Origin of the sequence: Comamonas halotolerans (assembly GCF_030162935.1) — a bacterium.
Lineage (GTDB): Bacteria > Pseudomonadota > Gammaproteobacteria > Burkholderiales > Burkholderiaceae_C > Comamonas > Comamonas halotolerans.
The window spans coordinates 167,570-185,750 of the sequence record NZ_JASAUZ010000045.1; the positions used below are offsets into that span (position 1 = coordinate 167,570).

At 57.4% G+C, this 18,181-nt stretch carries 16 protein-coding genes; 4 read left to right on the forward strand and 12 right to left on the reverse strand.

Annotated features, from left to right (window positions below; genetic code table 11):
* Positions 1-15: 15 nt before the first annotated feature.
* Positions 16-1,281, forward strand: a complete 1,266-nt coding sequence (locus QEP11_RS15130) for a class I SAM-dependent methyltransferase (RefSeq protein ID WP_284337479.1) — start codon at positions 16-18, stop codon at positions 1,279-1,281.
* 4 nt (positions 1,282-1,285) lie between these two features.
* Complete coding sequence (locus tag QEP11_RS15135) at positions 1,286-1,639, forward strand: DUF1840 domain-containing protein (RefSeq protein WP_284337480.1); 354 nt, start codon at positions 1,286-1,288, stop codon at positions 1,637-1,639.
* Between the two features lie 113 nt (positions 1,640-1,752).
* Here the strand turns inward: QEP11_RS15135 and QEP11_RS15140 are convergent, their stop codons facing one another.
* The 9 genes from QEP11_RS15140 to QEP11_RS15180 all read right to left on the reverse strand — a co-directional run bounded on the left by QEP11_RS15140 (position 1,753) and on the right by QEP11_RS15180 (position 12,994).
* Positions 1,753-2,742: a tripartite tricarboxylate transporter substrate-binding protein gene (locus tag QEP11_RS15140; protein WP_284337481.1), complete on the reverse strand. Its 990-nt coding sequence runs from the start codon at positions 2,740-2,742 to the stop codon at positions 1,753-1,755.
* A gap of 321 nt (positions 2,743-3,063) precedes the next feature.
* Positions 3,064-4,311 carry a phenylacetate--CoA ligase family protein gene (locus QEP11_RS15145; protein WP_284337482.1) on the reverse strand — a complete coding sequence of 416 codons (1,248 nt, stop codon included), beginning with the start codon at positions 4,309-4,311 and terminating at the stop codon, positions 3,064-3,066.
* Between the two features lie 54 nt (positions 4,312-4,365).
* The gene (locus QEP11_RS15150; protein ID WP_284337483.1) at positions 4,366-5,205 is read right to left on the reverse strand and encodes an ABC transporter ATP-binding protein; all 840 of its coding nucleotides are present in this window, start codon (positions 5,203-5,205) and stop codon (positions 4,366-4,368) included.
* Between the two features lie 125 nt (positions 5,206-5,330).
* Entirely contained in the window at positions 5,331-6,638 is a 1,308-nt protein-coding gene (locus tag QEP11_RS15155; RefSeq protein ID WP_284337484.1) for an ABC transporter substrate-binding protein, read from the reverse strand.
* A 77-nt stretch (positions 6,639-6,715) separates the two neighbouring features.
* Positions 6,716-8,032, reverse strand: coding sequence for an ABC transporter substrate-binding protein (locus tag QEP11_RS15160; RefSeq protein WP_284337485.1), 1,317 nt, complete (start codon positions 8,030-8,032; stop codon positions 6,716-6,718).
* Positions 8,033-8,100: 68 nt separating this feature from the next.
* Positions 8,101-9,177 carry a branched-chain amino acid ABC transporter permease gene (locus QEP11_RS15165; protein ID WP_284337486.1) on the reverse strand — a complete coding sequence of 359 codons (1,077 nt, stop codon included), beginning with the start codon at positions 9,175-9,177 and terminating at the stop codon, positions 8,101-8,103.
* Between the two features lie 122 nt (positions 9,178-9,299).
* The gene (locus QEP11_RS15170) at positions 9,300-10,229 is read right to left on the reverse strand and encodes a branched-chain amino acid ABC transporter permease (protein ID WP_284337487.1); all 930 of its coding nucleotides are present in this window, start codon (positions 10,227-10,229) and stop codon (positions 9,300-9,302) included.
* Between the two features lie 17 nt (positions 10,230-10,246).
* Positions 10,247-11,032 (reverse strand): ABC transporter ATP-binding protein, encoded by a 786-nt coding sequence (locus tag QEP11_RS15175; RefSeq protein ID WP_284337488.1) that lies wholly within the window; start codon positions 11,030-11,032, stop codon positions 10,247-10,249.
* A gap of 27 nt (positions 11,033-11,059) precedes the next feature.
* Complete coding sequence (locus QEP11_RS15180; protein ID WP_284337489.1) at positions 11,060-12,994, reverse strand: AMP-dependent synthetase/ligase; 1,935 nt, start codon at positions 12,992-12,994, stop codon at positions 11,060-11,062.
* Positions 12,995-13,280: 286 nt separating this feature from the next.
* Here QEP11_RS15180 and QEP11_RS15185 point away from each other — a divergent pair, with 286 nt between their 5' ends.
* Both QEP11_RS15185 and QEP11_RS15190 read left to right on the forward strand, forming a co-directional pair.
* A complete protein-coding gene (locus tag QEP11_RS15185) occupies positions 13,281-14,036 on the forward strand; it encodes a Crp/Fnr family transcriptional regulator (protein WP_284337490.1) in 756 nt (251 codons plus the stop codon).
* Between the two features lie 64 nt (positions 14,037-14,100).
* Entirely contained in the window at positions 14,101-15,192 is a 1,092-nt protein-coding gene (locus tag QEP11_RS15190; protein WP_284337491.1) for a hypothetical protein, read from the forward strand.
* Between the two features lie 119 nt (positions 15,193-15,311).
* Here the strand turns inward: QEP11_RS15190 and aqpZ are convergent, their stop codons facing one another.
* The 3 genes from aqpZ to QEP11_RS15205 all read right to left on the reverse strand — a co-directional run bounded on the left by aqpZ (position 15,312) and on the right by QEP11_RS15205 (position 18,035).
* On the reverse strand, positions 15,312-16,016 hold the full coding sequence (gene aqpZ, locus QEP11_RS15195) for an aquaporin Z (RefSeq protein WP_284337492.1): 705 nt from the start codon (positions 16,014-16,016) through the stop codon (positions 15,312-15,314).
* A 190-nt stretch (positions 16,017-16,206) separates the two neighbouring features.
* Positions 16,207-17,355, reverse strand: coding sequence for an alpha-hydroxy acid oxidase (locus tag QEP11_RS15200; protein WP_284337493.1), 1,149 nt, complete (start codon positions 17,353-17,355; stop codon positions 16,207-16,209).
* A complete protein-coding gene (locus QEP11_RS15205; RefSeq protein WP_284337494.1) occupies positions 17,355-18,035 on the reverse strand; it encodes a Fe2+-dependent dioxygenase in 681 nt (226 codons plus the stop codon). The genes QEP11_RS15200 and QEP11_RS15205 overlap by 1 nt, the downstream gene beginning before the upstream one ends.
* Positions 18,036-18,181 lie beyond the last annotated feature (146 nt).

Genomic DNA, 18,181 nt, shown 5'->3' on the forward strand with positions numbered 1-18,181 from the left:
CCCAAAAATAGCAGCATGAAAAACATGCTTGCCACATTGGAGAATCGGCTTGCCGCACTTCCTGTTCGTGTGACAGTGGAGTTGCCCAGCGGCCAACGTCTTGGCCCCGAGCAAGGGGATGTCCATATCACGCTGCGCTCGCCTGCTGCATTGCTGGCACTGAGCCAAGGGCAGATAGGCTCACTGGGGGCAGCAGTGGTGGAGGGCTGGGTGGACCTGCAAGGCAGCATGCGCAACATCATGTTGGCGGCGCGCAGCCTGCTGCAAGCAGACCCCTTGCGTGGCAACGCCAGTTGGTGGTCGCAGACCATGGCCCGTGCACGCTCCATGGCGCTGCATACGCTGGAGCGTGATGCTCACCAGGTGCAGTTTCACTACGACTTATCCGACGATTTCTACGCGCTGTGGCTCGATCCCCGCAGGGTGTATTCCTGCGCTTACTTTCGCAAGCCGGATATGACACTGGCGCAGGCGCAGGAAGCCAAGCTGGATCATATTTGTCGCAAGCTGGATTTGCAGCCCCAGGAGCGTTTTCTGGACATTGGCTGCGGCTGGGGAGGATTGATTCTCTGGGCTGCGCAGCATTATGGGGTCAAAGCCAAAGGCATTACCTTGTCACGTAACCAGTACAACCATGTGCGACAGCGTATCCGGGAGATGGGACTGGAGGCGCAGGTCCAGGTGGAGTTATGTGACTACCGACAAATGAGCGACCAACCCTATGACAAGTTGGCCTCGGTCGGTATGTTCGAGCATGTGGGCCACGCCAATTTGCCCACGTACTTTCAAACGGTGCGCAGATTGCTGCAACCGGCAGGTATGGCGCTGATTCATGGAATCACCGCAGGAGGTACGCGCAATCGTCAGCTGGGTGCGGGAATGGGGGAATTCATCGGACGCTACATTTTCCCTGGCGGGGAGCTGGTGCATGTCAGCGCCGTGCTGCATGCCATGGCGGATGCAGGATTGGAGATGGTGGATACCGAGAACCTTCGCCCACATTACGCACGTACTTTGTGGGCGTGGTCGGATGCGCTGGAGATGCAGCTGCCGCAAGCACAGCAGATTTTGACGGCACAGACTGATGCAGAGCGCTCCGGTCGCGCGCTGCGTGCTTACCGTTTGTACCTGGCTGGGTCTGCCATGGGGTTTGAGCAAGGCTGGATGGGCTTGCACCAAATATTGGTCACACACCCATCAGGCGATCTGGCCGTTGGGGCACTGCATGGCGCACAATCGAAATATCCATTCCAACGGCAATACATGTACTCCAAAGGATAAGCAAATGGCATACACCTTCCAATCGCGCGCAACGGCTGATCTGATCATGCTGAAGGGTACGGCAGAGCAGATATTGAAACTGTTGGACAAACCTTTGAACGAGTCCGGCATCATCACGGTGGAGCAGATCCCACAAGTGCTGGAGTTGCTGGATAAAGCCGTTCAGGAAGACGAGGCTCGTCGCCAGGCCATCAAAGAAGGGATGGAAGAGCGCGGTGATGGTGCAGACCATGCCTCTGTTGCTGCAGAGGCAGCCCAGCTAGGGCCTGTGAGTTTGCGTCAGCGCGTGGTTCCCTTCTCGGACATGCTGCGCCGCAGTGCGGCAGAAGGCAAGGCGGTGACCTGGACCGTAGGCTGAGGGCCCGGTTGCCGAGACCCGGCGCTTCACCTTCAAAAAAATGCCCGATGCACAAGCGCCGGGCATTTTTATTGAATCAAACCTTGGCACAGCAAGGTCTGAAATGAGTTTGATTAGTCGGCAAACTGGCCCGCGGCCTTGATGACCTTGCCCCATTTTTCAATTTCAGACAGCACAAACTTCTTGTGTTCAGCAGGCTCCACACGCTTGTCGGCAACCACCACTGCGCCCAGGCCTTCTTGCTTGCGCACGAACTCCGGATCCTTGACGGCTTCCTTGAGTGCATTGTTCAGTTTGGTCAACACATCTGCAGGGGTGCCCTTGGGTGCATACAGACCGTGCCAGATGGCCACGTTAAAGTTCTTGATGCCGACTTCATCCAGTGTGGGCAAATCCTTGAGCGCGGGCGACTTCAGACGCTGGGGCGTGGTGACGGCATAAGCCTTCACCTTCTTGCCTTCGATTTGAGAGGTGGTATTGGTGGTCTGGTCACAGAGCACGTCCACGGTGTTGCCCATCAGGTCGGTAATGGCAGGAGCAGCGCCTTTATAAGGCACGGTGGTCATCTGCGTATTGAGCGCACTTTGCAGCATCAGGCCACAAAGGTGTGAAGCCGAGCCCAGGCCAGCGTGGGCCAAGTTGACTTTGTCCTTTTCCTTGGAGATCCAGCCTGACAGCTCCTTGAAGTCCTTGGCTTCCATGGTGGGGCGGGTGATCAGCGTCATCGGCACATCATTGACGATGCCCAGGTATTCGAAGTCATTGGGAACGCTGAACGAGAGCTTGCGGTACAGCGAAGGCATGGTGGACATGCCGATGTGGTTCAGCAGCAGGGTGTAGCCATCAGCCTTGGAGCGCGCCACCTTGGCGGTGCCAATGGAGCTACCAGCACCATCAGCGTTTTCAATCACCACGGTGGTGCCCAGAGGCTTGCGCATGGCTTCAGCCAGATCACGGGCCACGCGGTCGGTCGGGCCTCCTGCAGTGAATGGCACCACGATGGTCACGCTCTTGCCGGCTGCAGGGAAATCCTGGGCAATGGCGCCCAGCGAAAGGGTTGCAGTCGCCAATGCGATAGCGCTGATTTGGAAAACTTGCTTCATGTGTGAATCTCCGATGCTTGTAATGGGTAGCGATGCTAGAAAACGGACGGAGTGCAGAGTCTCAGCACATTCCCTAGGTTACGTGGCAGAAATTCTAAGAACAGGATTTGCTTGATCTGAATCAGCAATGAGCAAGAGTTCCAAATTTGGCATTTGTATTTAGAACGAGTGATTGTGTGTTTAATTTTGTCTAAAAGTTCTCTTTTGTCTTTTTGGTGATTGCTGTGGGTAAGGTGGAGAGGGATGCAAAACTTAACGTTATTCGCAAGTGTGAACAACGTGTTTTTGCATGGTGAAAAGCTGTTTTTGCAATGTAAAAAATCAGGCGTAACTGCGCGCGTCTTCAATGACTTTGCCGTCGTTGGGCAGGCTGCCAGGGGCGACCAGTTGAATCTCAGCACGTAGCTTGGTGACATCACGCATGGCTTCGCTGATCAAACGCGCCAGACCTTCAGAGGTTTCCTGGCTTTCCACCAACAGCGTCATACAGTCGTTGGCCATGGCTCCGCTGACCACCAGCCGAGCTTTGCCTGCTTGCGGAAAGCGCTTGATGACATCCGAAATTTGTCCAGGATGCACAAACATGCCGCGTACCTTGGTGGTCTGGTCGGCGCGGCCCATCCAGCCTTTGATGCGCTGGTTGGTGCGACCTGTGGGGCAGCGGCCAGGCAAGATGGCTGACAAATCACCGGTTCCAAATCGAATCAGTGGGTAATCGGGATTAAGTGTGGTGACGACCAGCTCTCCGACCTCACCTTCAGGGACAGGCTCTCCTGTACCGGGGCGCACGATTTCCACGATCACGTGCTCATCCAAGACAAGACCTTCTCGCGCAGATGTCTCATAGGCAATCAGACCCAAATCGGCGGTGGCATAGCATTGGTAGCCTTCGATACCTTGGGCGCGCAGCCAGTCGCGTAAAGAAGGGGGAAATGCTTCGCCACTGACCAACGCTTTGCGTACGCTGGGAATGGCAATGCCCAGGCTTTGTGCTTTCTCCACAATCAACTTCAGGAAGCTGGGGGTGCCTATATAGCCCGAAGGGCGTAGCTCGGCCATGGCTTGCACCTGCTGCTCGGTTTGACCTGTGCCGCCGGGGAATACGGTACAGCCCAAGGCATGGGCACCGGTTTCCATCATGGAGCCTGCTGGCACAAAGTGGTAGCTGAAGCAGTTGTGAATCAGCTCACCCGTGCGAAAGCCCGCTGCGTAGATGGCACGGGCCATGCGCCAGTAATCAGCGCGTGTGCCCTCAGGCTCGTAAATCGTGCCTGGGCTGGCAAAGACGCGAGGCATTTGGGGGCCAAAGGGCTGGGTATTGAAACCACCAAAAGGGGAGCTTGTCCGTTGAGCCTGCTGCTGCGCGAGCAACTCGTATTTGCGCGTGACGGGCAACTTAGCCAGCGCCGCGCGGCTGTTGATCTGTGCAGCGTCTATGCCTTGGAGAATGGCCGCGAAGGCTGGGGAGTGGGTTTGTGCATGCGCAATATGGTCTGGCAGGGCGGCCATCAAAGCGGCTTCGCGGTCTTGTGTTGAACGTGTTTCCAGTGCGTCGAAATGCTCGGACATGCTTGAATTCCTCGAATGGCGGTGAATGACTGCCTAGTCATTGAAGGTGTGAAATTAAGCCAACCAGCGTTTGCGGCGCTTGTAGCTCTTGACATCGCGAAAGCTCTTGCGCTCACTGCCACCTACACCCAGGTAGAACTCTTTGACATCTTCGTTGTTGGCCAGATCGCTGGCCTTGCCATCCATCACAATGCGGCCACTTTCCATGATGTAGCCATAGTCGGCGTACTTCAGCGCCATATTGGTGTTCTGCTCGGCCAGCAAGAAGGTGACTTTTTCCTTGCTGTTGAGGTCTTTGACGATGTGGAACACTTCGTCCACGATTTGCGGGGCCAGGCCCATGGAGGGCTCATCGAGCAGCACCATGCGTGGGTTGCTCATCAAGGCACGACCAATGGCGCACATTTGCTGCTCACCGCCCGAGGTGTAGGCAGCCTGGCTGGCACGCCGGGTTTTCAGGCGCGGAAAGTAGGTGTAGACCTTTTCCAGATTGGCTGCGATTTCGCCTTTATCCGTGCGCGTGTAGCTGCCGGTAAGCAGGTTTTCTTCAATGGTGAGGTGGGCAAAGCAGTGGCGTCCCTCCATCACCTGTACCACCCCGCGTTTGACCAGTTCAGCGGGAGAGAGGTTGGCGATTTGCTCGCCCTCCAGCGTGATGCCACCTTTGGTGACTTCTCCGCGTTCGCCTTTAAGGAGGTTGGAGATGGCTCGCAGCGTGGTGGTTTTCCCCGCCCCGTTGCCGCCTAGCAAGGCGACGATGCTTTGGTGGGGGACTTGCAGTGAAACGCCTTTGAGCACCAGGATCACGTGGTTGTAGATGACCTCGATGCCATTGACTTCGACCAGTGGGGTGGATGTGGCTGGGGCGGAAGATGTGTGTAGGGGTTCGGTCATACCATCACCTGATGTCTCGACGGGGAAAACTTGCTGCGCTGGTGAGTCAGACGCAGGATGAATGCATTGGGCAAATGCAGGCCCTGTCCGAGTGGTGATTTCACTCAGACAGGGGTGGGCAGCGTTTAGCTGCAGGTACGTGCCTTGATGTTCTTGTCCTTGGCATACCTGTCAGAGTACTCCTTGACCAAAGGATCAAGCAGCGTCTTGTCGGCCTGATACCAGTCCGATGTCACCACCCATTTGCTGCCGTTCCACTGAGCAATGCGTGCCCAGTCCGCGCCCATGTGGTTGTCGCAACTGGTTTTGAAGGGGCGCAAAATCTTGCCAAAGCCCAGCTCGTTCAGGCGTTCCTGGGTCATGTTGATGTTTTCCATGCCCCAGCGGATCTGCTCGGGAGTCATCACCTTGCCCTTGCCATATTTCTCTTGCGCGGCACGAATGCCTTCGACCTGCAGCATGGCAATCATCATGCCGCGTGTGTGTGCGAGGGCGCCAAGCTCTTTGACATCACTGGCTGCGCCTTGGCCCTTGTCGTAGAGCATGGTCTTGACTTCGTCGTGGACCTTGTCACGCTCGGCCGTGTTGTGAATGGTGACGGTGTTGTAGCCCTTGGCACCATCAATGCCTTTGACGTCATGGTCCGAGCCGCCCCACCAAATGGCGTACATCTTTTCACGTGGAAAGCCGGTAGCCTGGGCTTCACGGATTGCAGTGGGCGTCATGACCCCGGCAGACCACAAGATCACATAGTCAGGGCGGCTTTGGCGCACTTGCAGCCAGGTGGCTTTTTGCTCTACACCAGGTGCTGTCACGGGCAGCTTGATGAACTCAAAGCCTTCCTTGGCAGCGCGTTTTTCCAGCAGGGGAATGGGCTCCTTGCCGTAGGGGGAGTCGTGGTAGACAAGGGCGATTTTCTTGCCTTTGAGGCTGCCTTTTTCCTTCTTCAGGATGTCTTGCACGATGGAGTCCGCAGCGGTCCAGTAGGTGCCAAGCAGTGGGAAGTTCCACTCAAACACCTTGCCATCCACCGATTGCGAAAGCCCGTACCCAGGAGTGACCACAGAGATTTTGTCGATGGGCGCTTTTTCGCTCACGGCAAAGGTGATGCCGGTGGACTGTGTGTCAAAGCCTGCAGCACCACCGCCTTTGCCTTTGAGACGTTCATAACATTCCACGCCACGACCGGTGTCGTAAGCTGTTTCACACTCTTCATAGGAAATCTTGACGCCATTGATGCCGCCTTTGGCATTCACCAGCTTCAGATAATCAAGCTTGCCGTCACCCCATGGAATTCCCAGGGGGGCAAACTGTCCGGTACGGTAGGAAAGCAAAGGGACGAATTGCTCCTGCGCCTGTGCAGCAGCGCTGGCGGCAAAGCCCATGCTCGTCAGAGCCAAGGTCGCAGCCAATGTCAGACGATGTAGTTTCATGCTTGTCTCCTTTTGCGGGTGGAATGCCAAGGGTTGAAACGGCCTGCACACCCCCGTGCGCATGCCGTGGGTTCTGCTTATTTGCAGTCTGTGCGGCGGGTCAGCTTCTTTTCCGCCAAATACTTGTCACCGTGTTCCTTCACCAGTGGATCAATCACGCTCTTGTCGGCCTGGTACCAATCCGAGGTGTATTTCCATTCCTTGCCATCCCAGGCGTACACGCGTGCTGCGCTGGAGCCCATGTGGTTGGCGCAGGAGGTGGACAGTGGCTGCATGACTTCGTCAAAGCCCAGTTCCTTGAGGCGCTGCGCGTCGAGCTTGATGTTTTCCATGCCCCAGCGCACTTGCTCGCCCGTCATGACCTTGCCTTTGCCAAACTTCTCTTGGGCAATGCGCACAGCTTCAACGGCCAGCATTTGCGTGATCACGCCATGCACATACAAGACTTCACCCACTTCGTTGCGTGGGCCTGTGCCTTGCTTGGCATCGTGAACATGCTTGAGGATGTCTTGCATGACCTTGGACTGTGTGCCATGGCCGTGGAGTGACAATGCATTGAAGCCTTTGGCGCCACTGGCTACGTCGCGCACAGCAGGTTCAGTACCTCCCCACCAGACACTGAACATCTTTTCGCGGGGAAAGCCTGTGGCCTGTGCTTCCTTCAGTGCGGTGGAGTTCATCACACCCCAGCCCCAGAGCAGCAGGTAGTCAGGGCGGTTCTGGCGCACTTGCAGCCAGGTGGATTTTTGCTCCACGCCTGGAGCTGTCACTGGCATCAGCTGCAGGGTGAAGCCGTGCATCTGGGCACGTTTTTCCAGCAGTGGAATGGCATCTTTGCCAAAGGGGCTGTCATGGTAGACATAGGCAATCTTCTTGCCTTTGAGCTTGTCCATGCCGCCAGCTTGTTTGCCTATGTGCTGAATCAGGATGTCGGCACCCGTCCAGTAGCTGCCCAGAAATGGGAAGTTCCACTGGAAGGCGTTACCGTCCTGGGAAATCGACAGACCGTAACCTTGCGTCATCAACGGGATCTTGTCGACCGGGGCTTTTTCGGTGACCGCAAAGGTGATACCGGTGGCCAGTGGCTCGACTACAGCGACACCAGGACGTGTTTTCAGGCGTTCGTAGCACTCCACACCACGGTCGGTGGCATAGGCAGTCTCACACTCCTCGTAGGTGAGCTTGACGCCGTTCACGCCACCGTCGCGAGCGTTGATCATCTTGATGTAGTCCACCTTGCCGTTGGACCACGGAATACCGTAGGCCGCATACGCACCGGTGCGGTAGGTCAGCTGGGGGAAGAACTGCTCCTTGGCCTGTGCCGCAGCACCGGCTGTAAAGCCAGTCCCTGTTGCTGCTAGTGTGGCCGTCAGAATCAGACGTTGCAGGTTCATGGTTGTCTCCTCGTTGTGGAACGAATGTGCTTGTTGTCGGGGTATCTCTTGTTAATCAGCGCGGGCACTTAGTGGGGGAAAGGCCAGACGCGCATCTTCTGCTTTCCGGTGGACCACAGCTTGGCGATGCCATGTGGCTCGACGATCAGGAACCAGACAATCAGGGCGCCAAAGATGATGAATTCCGCGTGCGAGATGCCTGCCGTGGAAATCGTCATGCCGAACATGCCTGCAAGTGCTGGCAGCAGCAGGTTCAGCAAAATGGGCAGCACCACAATGAAGGCCGCCCCAAAGAAGCTGCCCATGATGGAACCCAGGCCGCCGATGATCACCATGAACAGCAGCTTGAAGGAAATGTCCACAGAAAACGCTGCAGGCTCCCAGGCTCCCAGGTGCACAAAGCCCCACAGCGCACCGGCCACACCCACAATGAAGGAGCTGACCGCAAATGCTGAAAGCTTGGCGTACATGGGACGAATGCCGATCACGCTGGCGGCGACGTCCATATCGCGAATGGCCATCCATTCGCGGCCGATCGCGCTTCGAACCAGGTTTTTGGCAAGGATGGCAATGACCACCAATATGGCCAGACAGAACAAGTATTTGGACTGAGGCGTCTGGATGGACATGCCCATCACCTCCAGGTTGTTCACCGAGACGGAGCCAGAGGGCGAATCGTTGGTGAACCACTTGATGCGCAGAAACATCCAGTCGCTAAAGAACTGAGCGGCCAAGGTAGCAACTGCCAGGTACAAGCCTTTGACGCGCAGGCTTGGCAAACCAAACAGGATGCCAAAGAAGGTGGCGCACAGACCGCCCAAAATGAGTGCCGGAATCAATGGCATGTCGGGAACACGTGCGACAAAGTTGTAGGCGCCGTAGGCACCAACCGCCATGAAAGCGCCGGAGCCCAAGGAGATTTGTCCGCAGTAGCCCACCAGAATGTTCACCCCCAGAGCGGCCAGCGACATGATCACCAGTGGCGTCAGGATGGCGAGATAAAAGTAGTCGGTGGCGAACACCGGCACCACTACAAATGCTGCGGCAATCAGCAGCCACACAGCGATCTTGTCCTGGCGGATGGGGAAGACCTGCTGGTCGGTGCGATAGTTGGTCTTGAATTGGCCGTTTTCACGATAGAACATGTGTGTCTCCTCATTTTTTCAACCGGAGCCAACGATCCTTGAGCAGAGGTGCGCGGTGTGCGCCTCGCTGGAAGATCATGCTTTGCACTGTGTGCAAAGCGCCCTCCGGGCTGACTGTGTTTTCACACACGGTCAATGATCTTTTCTCCAAACAAACCTTGGGGGCGGAACAGCAGGAACACCAGTGCAAGCACATAGGCAAACCAGATTTCGATGCCGCCACCGACGTAAGGGCCGAGGTACACCTCGGATAGCTTCTCCCCCACACCGATAATCAGGCCGCCGATGATGGCGCCGGGAACGGAGGTCAGTCCTCCCAAAATCACCACGGGCAGAGCGCGCAGCGCAACAGTGGTCAGGGTGAACTGCACGCCCAGCTTGGAGCCCCAGATCATCCCGGCCACCAGTGCCACGACGCCGGCCACGCACCAGACAATGACCCAGATGCGGTTCAGTGGAATGCCGATGGATTGCGCAGCCTGATGGTCGTCAGCCACCGCGCGCAGCGCCCGACCCGTGCTGGTTTTCTGGAAGAACACGGACAGGGCCGCGACCAGACAGGCTGCGATCACCGCGGCAATCACGTCTTCCTGGTTGATCATCACACCGCCTTCAAACACCGAGTCCAGGATGAATACGGGGTCCTTGGGCATGCCAATGTCGATGGTGTAGATTTCGCTGCCAAACAGGGTCTGACCCACGCCTTCCATGAAGTAGGTGATGCCCAGTGTGGCCATCAGCAGTGTGGCCGCGTCCTGGTTGACCAGATGGCGCAGCACCAGTCGCTCGATCAGCCAGGCACTGATGAACATCATGGCCGCAGCCAGAACGAAAGCAGCTACGTTGGCAAAAACTTTGCTTTCGATGCCCGTCCACTGCGGCATCCATTCCGCAAAGCGGGCCATGGCCAGGGCGGCGAACAGCACCATGGCACCTTGAGCAAAGTTGAAGACGCCGGAGGCTTTGAAGATCAGTACAAAGCCGAGAGCTACCAGCGCATAGAGCATGCCGGCCATCAGGCCACCGAACAGAGTTTCCAGAAAGAATGCCATGTTGTATGTCTCCCCGCTCAGTGGCTCGTGCCCAGATAGGCGCGGATCACGTCTTCATTGCTACGTACCTCATCGGGTACCCCATCACCAATTTTCTTGCCGTAGTCGAGCACCACGACGCGGTCGGAGATGTCCATCACCACGCCCATGTCGTGTTCGATCAACACAATCGTGGTGCCGAATTCGTCATTGACGTCGAGAATGAAGCGGCACATGTCCTGCTTTTCTTCCACGTTCATGCCTGCCATGGGCTCGTCGAGCAGCAACACCTGGGGCTCCATGGCCAGTGCGCGGCCCAGGTCCACGCGCTTTTGCAGGCCGTAAGGCAATTGACCGACGGGCGTCTTGCGGTAGGCCTGAATTTCCAGAAAGTCGATGATGTGCTCGACAAACTCGCGGTGCGCAATTTCTTCTTTCTCGGCAGGGCCCCAGCGCAGCGCCTGCATGAGCAGATTGCTTTTTATTTTCAGATTGCGCCCGGTCATGATGTTGTCGATCACGCTCATGCCTTTGAACAGTGCTAGGTTCTGGAAAGTGCGTGCCACACCCATTTCAGCCACCTGACGGCTGTTCATGTGGTCAAACTTCTGGCCACGGAAGGTAATGGAACCTTCCGATGGGGTGTACACCCCGTTGATGCAGTTGAGCATGGAGCTCTTGCCTGCACCGTTGGGGCCGATGATGGCGCGGATCTCATGCTCGCGGACATTGAACGAGATGTCCGTCAGCGCCTTCACCCCGCCAAAGCGCAGGCTGATGTTTTGGATGTCCAGGATGACATCGCCAATCTTCTTTTCAGTCATAGCTGCTGGTCTTTCACAGAGTCACTCTCACGCAGCGGCGCGTGCGGCGGGGAAGGTTCTGGCATCAATGATCTGAAGCGTGGCGCTCACGCTGCCGGTGCGCCCGTCTTCAAACTTCACCTGGGTCTCAATGAACTGCTCCCGTTTGTCGCTGTACAGCGCGTCGATGAGTACGGCGTATTTCTCAGCAATGAAGTTGCGACGCACTTTGCGTGTGCGGGTCAGCTCGTCGTCATCCGGATCCAGCTCTTTGTGTAATACCAAGAAGCGTGCAACTTGCGTGTCGGCCATCCCGGTCTCGGTGGCCAGATCGGCATTGACCTGGTTGATGCAATCGGCAATCAGCTCCAGTACCTTGGGTTTGGAGGCAAGATCCACATAGCCGCCATACGGAATGCCCTGTCGTTCGGCCCAATTGCCCACGGCCTCATAGTCGATATTGACGAAGGCACAGACCTGGTCACGCTGATTGCCAAAGCACACGGCTTCTTTGATTTGTGGGAAGAACTTGAGCTTGTTCTCGATGTAGTTGGGCGCAAACATGGCACCTTTGTTGGTCTTGCCCACATCTTTGGCGCGGTCGATGATGCGCAGGTGCCCATCAGCATCCAGCACGCCCGCATCACCCGTATGGAAGTAACCGTTTTCGTCAATCACTTCTGCGGTGGCATCGGGGCGCTTGTAGTATTCCTTGAGCACCGAAATGCCTTTGACCAGCACCTCGCCGTTGTCGGCAATCTTCAGCTCGATGCCGGGCGCAGCCTGGCCTACGGTATTGAGCTTGACCTGGCCGTTTTTCTGGATGCAGACATAGGCGCAGGTCTCAGTTTGACCATAGAGTTGCTTCAGGTTGATGCCGATGGAGCGAAAGAACTTGAACAGATCTGGCCCAATGGCTGCACCGGCGGTGTAGGCAACGCGAATGCGTGACAGCCCCAGTACATTGCGTAGCGGCCCATAGATGAAAAAGTCGCCCAGGCTGTACCTGAAACGATCCCATGCACCCACGGGTTTGCCGTCCAGAATGTCGGCGCCGACACGTTTGGCCAGGCTCATGCATTGTTCGTAGAGCCATTGCTTGGGCTTGGCCGCATCTTCCATGCGGATGGAAACCGAAGTCAGCATGCCCTCAAACACGCGGGGTGGCGCAAAGTAGTATGTCGGGCCGATTTCACGCAGGTCGATGTTGACCGTGCTGGCCGACTCTGGGCAGTTGATGGTGAAGCCTGCCACCAGCCATTGCGCCACGGAAAACAGGTGGTCTCCCACCCAGGCTGGAGGCAGGTAAGAAATGATGTTGTCACTGGGCGTCAGTCCATCCACCTCGACCCCGCCTTGGGCCGCACCAATAAAGCTGGCATGGGTCTGGCAGACGCCTTTGGGTTTGCCCGTTGTACCAGAGGTGTAGAGGATGACGGAAACGTCATCGGTTTTGACGGCTTGCACTCTGGCTTCCCAGGCACCCGGGTTGGCGGCGTCCCACTGTTGTCCCAACTGCTTGAGCTGGGCGGTGCTGATCAAGCCCGTATCTTGGTATTTGCGCAGACCGCGGGGGTCGTCATAGATGATGTGCTGAATGCCAGGCACGGTTTCGCGCACTTCCAGCAATTTGTCGACCTGCTCCTGGTTCTCGGCAAAGGCAAATGCGATGTCTGCATCCTGCATCACAAAACACATTTCCTGTGCCACCGCGTCCTGGTAGAGGGGAATGGGGACAGCTCCGAGGCTTTGTACGGCAATGAACCCCATGTACAGATGTGGGCGGTTGTCACTGATGAAAGCCAGGTTCTGGCCTTTGGACAAACCCAGCGCAGCCAAGCCGCAAGCCATATGGCGCACGTCTTGGGCCACATCGGACCAGGTCTTGGTTTGCCAGATTCCGTATTCCTTCTCGCGCAGCGCCGCAGCGCCAGGCCTTGCAGCGGCATGCTGCAGCAGCAGATGCGGAAATGTTGATGCCATTGCAGATCCCCAAAGTTTGATGCAATCGAGCGCCGAATGAACAAGCGCCCGAAGCGCCTCAAGTTCACGAATTGAAGGCATCGTAGGCAGTGCTTTGACGTTTTCTTGTCTTTGCGACGACTTTCCCGGGAAAGACCTAATCGGGTTTTTACGTGGAAGTTGACGAAATATGACGTGCGTTTACCGGCTTTTGACTTGAATCAGCCTGGCAAGACAATGAGCATGTGCGCTTGTCGTGGCAAACCCCATTGCCACGACAAAGCCGTCGCGCACATGCTTATGCACTATGAGCTTACGCACCTCCTTGTACCAACGTCGGCGCGCTGCTACGGCAGAAGAAATCGACGCCATTCCCTGGATGCATTCCTTGCTGCCGCATGAGCGCGAGCGCGCGATTGATGCCCTGCAGGTCACGCATGCATGCACAGGGGAATACGTGTGCCATGCGGGAAAACCGGTGACGTACTGGCTGGGGCTGGTTGAAGGCTTGCTGAAAATGAGTGCGGACAACGTTGATGGCTTGACGATGACGTTCACCGGTGTGCCCCCTGGCGGTTGGTTTGGAGAAGGCACCTGTATCAAGAGAGAGCCTTATCGCTACAACATTCAAGCCTTGCGTAAAAGTGTGATTGCAGGGATTGGACTGGACACTTTTCAATGGTTGCTGGACAACTCTTTGGGATTCAACCGCTTCATCATGAATCAGCTCAATGAACGCCTCGGGCAGTTCATTGCGGCGCGGGAGATTGACCGTATCAGCAACCCAGATGTGCGGGTAGCTCGCAGTCTGGCGGCATTGTTCAATCCGGTGCTTTATCCGGCCACAGGTTCGGTGCTTCGAATTACGCAGCAAGAGTTGGCCTATTTGGTCGGTTTATCACGCCAGCGGGTGAATGAGGCCTTGGCGACCTTGGAGACACATGGGGCCATCGTGGTGGAATACGGTGGGTTGCGCGTGCTGGATCTGCAGGCTCTGCGGGAAGGGCGTTTTGCTACGACCAAACGCAATAGCGCAGCAGAATCCCTGGTAGCGGGGACATAGTCTGAGCGGCCAGCAAGGCTGTGCAAGCGGGGTGACAATAGCGGCCTAACTCCAAGAGCCGAGCATGTCTTTCAAAGACCATCCACATTCCCGAGGCCCCAAGTCTGACGGTGCCTCCCGTCCCGCCCGCCCCGCGGGTGAACGTTCTGAGCGCCGCACTGGCGCACGCGATGAGCGCTCACCCCGCCGTGAAGGCAGCTTTGGTGGCGGTGATCGCCCCCGTTTCAATGACCGCAACGAACGTGGCCCACGCCCAGAAGGCGGTGACCGCCCACGTTTCAACCGCGATGAGCGCGGCCCTCGCACCGAACGCAGCTTTGGCGACCGTCAGCGCCGTGAAGAAGCTGGCTTTGGCCGCGCGGACCGTCCCCGTTTCAATGACGAGCGTGCACCGCGCCGTGAAGGCGGTTTTGGTGGCGGCGATCGTCCCCGTTTCAACGACCGCAACGAACGTGGCCCACGCCCAGAAGGCGGTGACCGCCCACGTTTCAGCCGCGATGAGCGCGGCCCTCGCGCCGAACGCAGCTTTGGCGACCGTCCGCGCCGTGAAGAAGGTGGCTTTGGCCGCTCGGATCGTCCCCGTTTCAACGACGAGCGCGCTCCGCGTCGTGAAGGCGGCTTGGGTGGCGGTGATCGCCCCCGTTTCAACGACCGCAACGAACGTGGCCCACGCCCAGAAGGCGGTGACCGCCCACGTTTCAACCGCGATGAGCGTGGTCCTCGCTCCGAGCGCAGCTTTGGCGACCGTCCGCGGCGTGAAGAAGGTGGCTTTGGCCGCTCGGATCGCCCCCGTTTCAACGACCGCAACGAACGTGGCCCACGCCCAGAAGGCGGTGACCGCCCACATTTCAACCGCGATGAGCGTGGTCCTCGCTCCGAGCGCAGCTTTGACGGTGAACGAGGGTCCCGGCGCGAAGGCGGGGCCGGAGGAGATCGCCCTCGCTTCAGCAAGGAAGGCAATTTGGGCCGCGATCGGGCACGCAATCAGCCGGTGCGTGAAGAGCGCCCAGACTATGCACGCAATGAAGGTGAAATTCGCCGCTCGTTCAGTGGTATTCGCACCTATCGGGCACCCGCGGCGTTGAAGGGCAAGGCAGCGCCCATCAAGGTGATCCGCCCGGAACACGGCGATGACACCCCCAAGAAGAAGTTCTAAAACCTAGGTCTTGGCGCAGTGATGGGAGGACATTCTTCACGTGCCGAGGACTTGGAAAAGAAAAAAGGGAGCTGCATATACAGCTCCCTTTTTACGAGGGTTGACGTGGTTGAGTGGTCTCAGTCTTCAGCGCGATTGGCCAACAAGCACTTGTAGATCACTGCGCCAATGATGGCCCCCACAATTGGTGCCACCCAGAACAGCCATAGCTGGCTCATGGCAATTTCAGGGCCAAATACGGCCACTCCGGTAGAGCGAGCGGGGTTGACAGAGGTATTGGTGACAGGAATGCTGATCAAGTGAATCAGCGTCAGGCACAAACCGATGGCCAATCCTGCGAAACCGGCAGCAGCGCGCTTGGCCGTTGCACCCAGGATCACAATCAGGAACAGTGCGGTCATGACGATTTCTGTCGTCAAGGCAGCAGTCAGGTTGTACTTGCCTGGGGATGCATCACCAAAACCGTTGGTCGCAAAATTGCCCAGATCCGCATTGAGCTTGCCTGTGGCAATGACGTACAAAATGCCACCGCCAACAATGGCTCCCAGCACCTGGGCAATGACATAGCCAGGCAGTTCACGCCATGCAAAGCGGCCACCCATGGCCAGGCCCACGGAGACGGCGGGGTTGAAGTGCCCGCCAGAAATAGGACCCAGGGCATAAGCGCCCGTGACAACGGTCAGACCGAATGCCAGTGAGACTCCCACCAGACCAATACCCACTTCTGGGAATGCAGCCGCCAGCACGGCACTGCCGCAGCCGCCCAAAGTCAGCCACAGCGTGCCAATGAATTCAGCGGACCATTTTTGAACCGAGGTATGCATACCGGCTCCTTCTTTTCTATATGCAAATTGACAACAATTGGCAGTCCTTCTGCCAATTTCGGCACATGCTAGAGAGGAGAACTCTGAGAGGGAAGCCTGCAACTGTCAAGAAAAATCAAACCGTGGCCGCCAGTGGTGTTGCGTTGACAAATTTCACAATCTGCAGCGGTTCGTACTGCAGCCTAGACAATCAACCTCCGGAAGGATTCCAGAGCACAGCAGGAGAAATATCTGCGATAGCAGCGCAGCCCAAATGCGCCATGGTCAGCTCAAGCTCCGCACGTAGCAAGTGCAGCATATGGGCAACGCCCAACAAGCCTGCCGTGGCCAAAGCATGCATTTGAGGGCGTCCCACCAATACTGCGCTGGCACCTAGAGCCAGGGCCTTGACCACATCTGTGCCAGAGCGCACACCACTGTCCAGTAGCAAAGGCACATGCCTGCCCACGGCCTGGGCAATCGCTGGCAAGACGTCCACAGGGCTGACCACACCGTCCAGAACGCGGCCACCGTGGTTGGATACCACCAATGCGTCGGCGCCCAGCTCCACAGCGCAGCGGGCTTGACTGGGCGAGAGCACGCCTTTGACCAGGAGAGGCAACTGGGTCTGCGCGCGCAGCCAGCGCAAGTCGTCCCAGCGAGGCGCCTGGGCGATCAGTGGGGTGCCGAACAGCATGGGGCCTTGCAAAGCGCTGGTGTGCTGGTTGGGGGGCATGCCTTGAAGGTTGGCTGCCTCAACACCTGCAGGTAGCGTATAGCCAGAGCGTTTCATGCTGGCGTCCACAGTCCAGACAATGGCGCTGTAGCCTGCTGCTTCCGCACGGCGCACCAGTTCCAGGCTGTGCGCGCGGTCGGGCTGCATATACAGCTGAAACCAGCGTGGTGCTCCAGCTCCAACCTCGGCTTGGGCGGTTTGCCCAGCGAGTGCAATTGCTTCCAGCGTGTAGCTGGACAGCGTACTCACCACCATGCCTGTTTGCAAGGCCATGGCCGCTCGCATGGTGGCTAACTCTCCTTCAGGATGCGCCAAACGCTGGTAAGCCACGGGTGCCAACAAAATGGGGCACGCCAGTTCATGACCAAGCAGGCGGGTGCGGGTGTGCGCAGCGCGCAGATCGCCTACAGGTTGAGGCAGCAGGCGCAGTGCGTTGAATGCAGCGCGGTTGTGCGCAAGCGTTATGTTCTGGTCAGCACCTTCTTGCAGGTGCAGCCATGCGCTGGCCTCCATGTGGTGGATGGCATGGGCCTCGTAATCTGCCGCGCATGCGATGTTGGCCGGAATCTGCTTGTGGGTTGCGCGCAGAGGCTCACCCAGTGCGTTGCGAATGCTGCTGTGCATCAGGCCTCCGACCACATGCGCAGCAGGTTGTGGTACGTGCCCGATAGCGCAGAAATCTTGGGGTGATCAGGGTGATCAAGGGTGAGTTGCTGGATGGACTGGTCCAGATCAAACAGCAAGCGCCGCTGGGTTTCAGACCTGACCAGGCTTTGCGTCCAAAAGAACGAAGCGTAGCGCGTGCCTTTGGTGACTGGGTTGACGCGGTGCAGGCTGGTACCAGGATAAACAATGGCATCTCCGGCAGCGAGCTTGACGCTCTGATGGCCAAAACTGTCTTCGACAATCAGTTCTCCACCCTCGTATTCATCGGGGTCGCTGAAGAACACGGTGGTGGAAATGTCACTGCGCACTTTGATGGCGGTGCCCGGTATGACAAAAAGAGCGCTGTCAATGTGATTGCCGTAAGTGCCGCCGCCTTCATAGCGGTTGAAGCGGGGCGGTAGAACGCGCAACGGCAGGGCTGCGGACAGGTAGAGCGGGTTGTGCCCCAGCTTGTCCAATATAAGTTGGCCCATCTTGGCGGCCAAAGGGTTGTCAATAGGGAGTTGCAGATTGGCTTTGACTTTAGCCGCCAGGTGGCCAGCGGTGGCACGTCCATCTTGCCACTGAGCCGATTCCAGGGCCTGGCGACATTCTTGTACCTCTTCAGGTGAAAGAAGGGCGGGGATACGCAGCATCATGGCAAAAACAACCTTTTTTCTACCCGCAATTGCGTGGACTGTTGTGCAAGTATCTACGGAAAAGCCCCGCAGCAGCTACTGCTGGCGGGGCCTGGATATATGAGCTGAACCTGTTCTAGCCCCAGCACGGCAAGTACGCCGCTAGA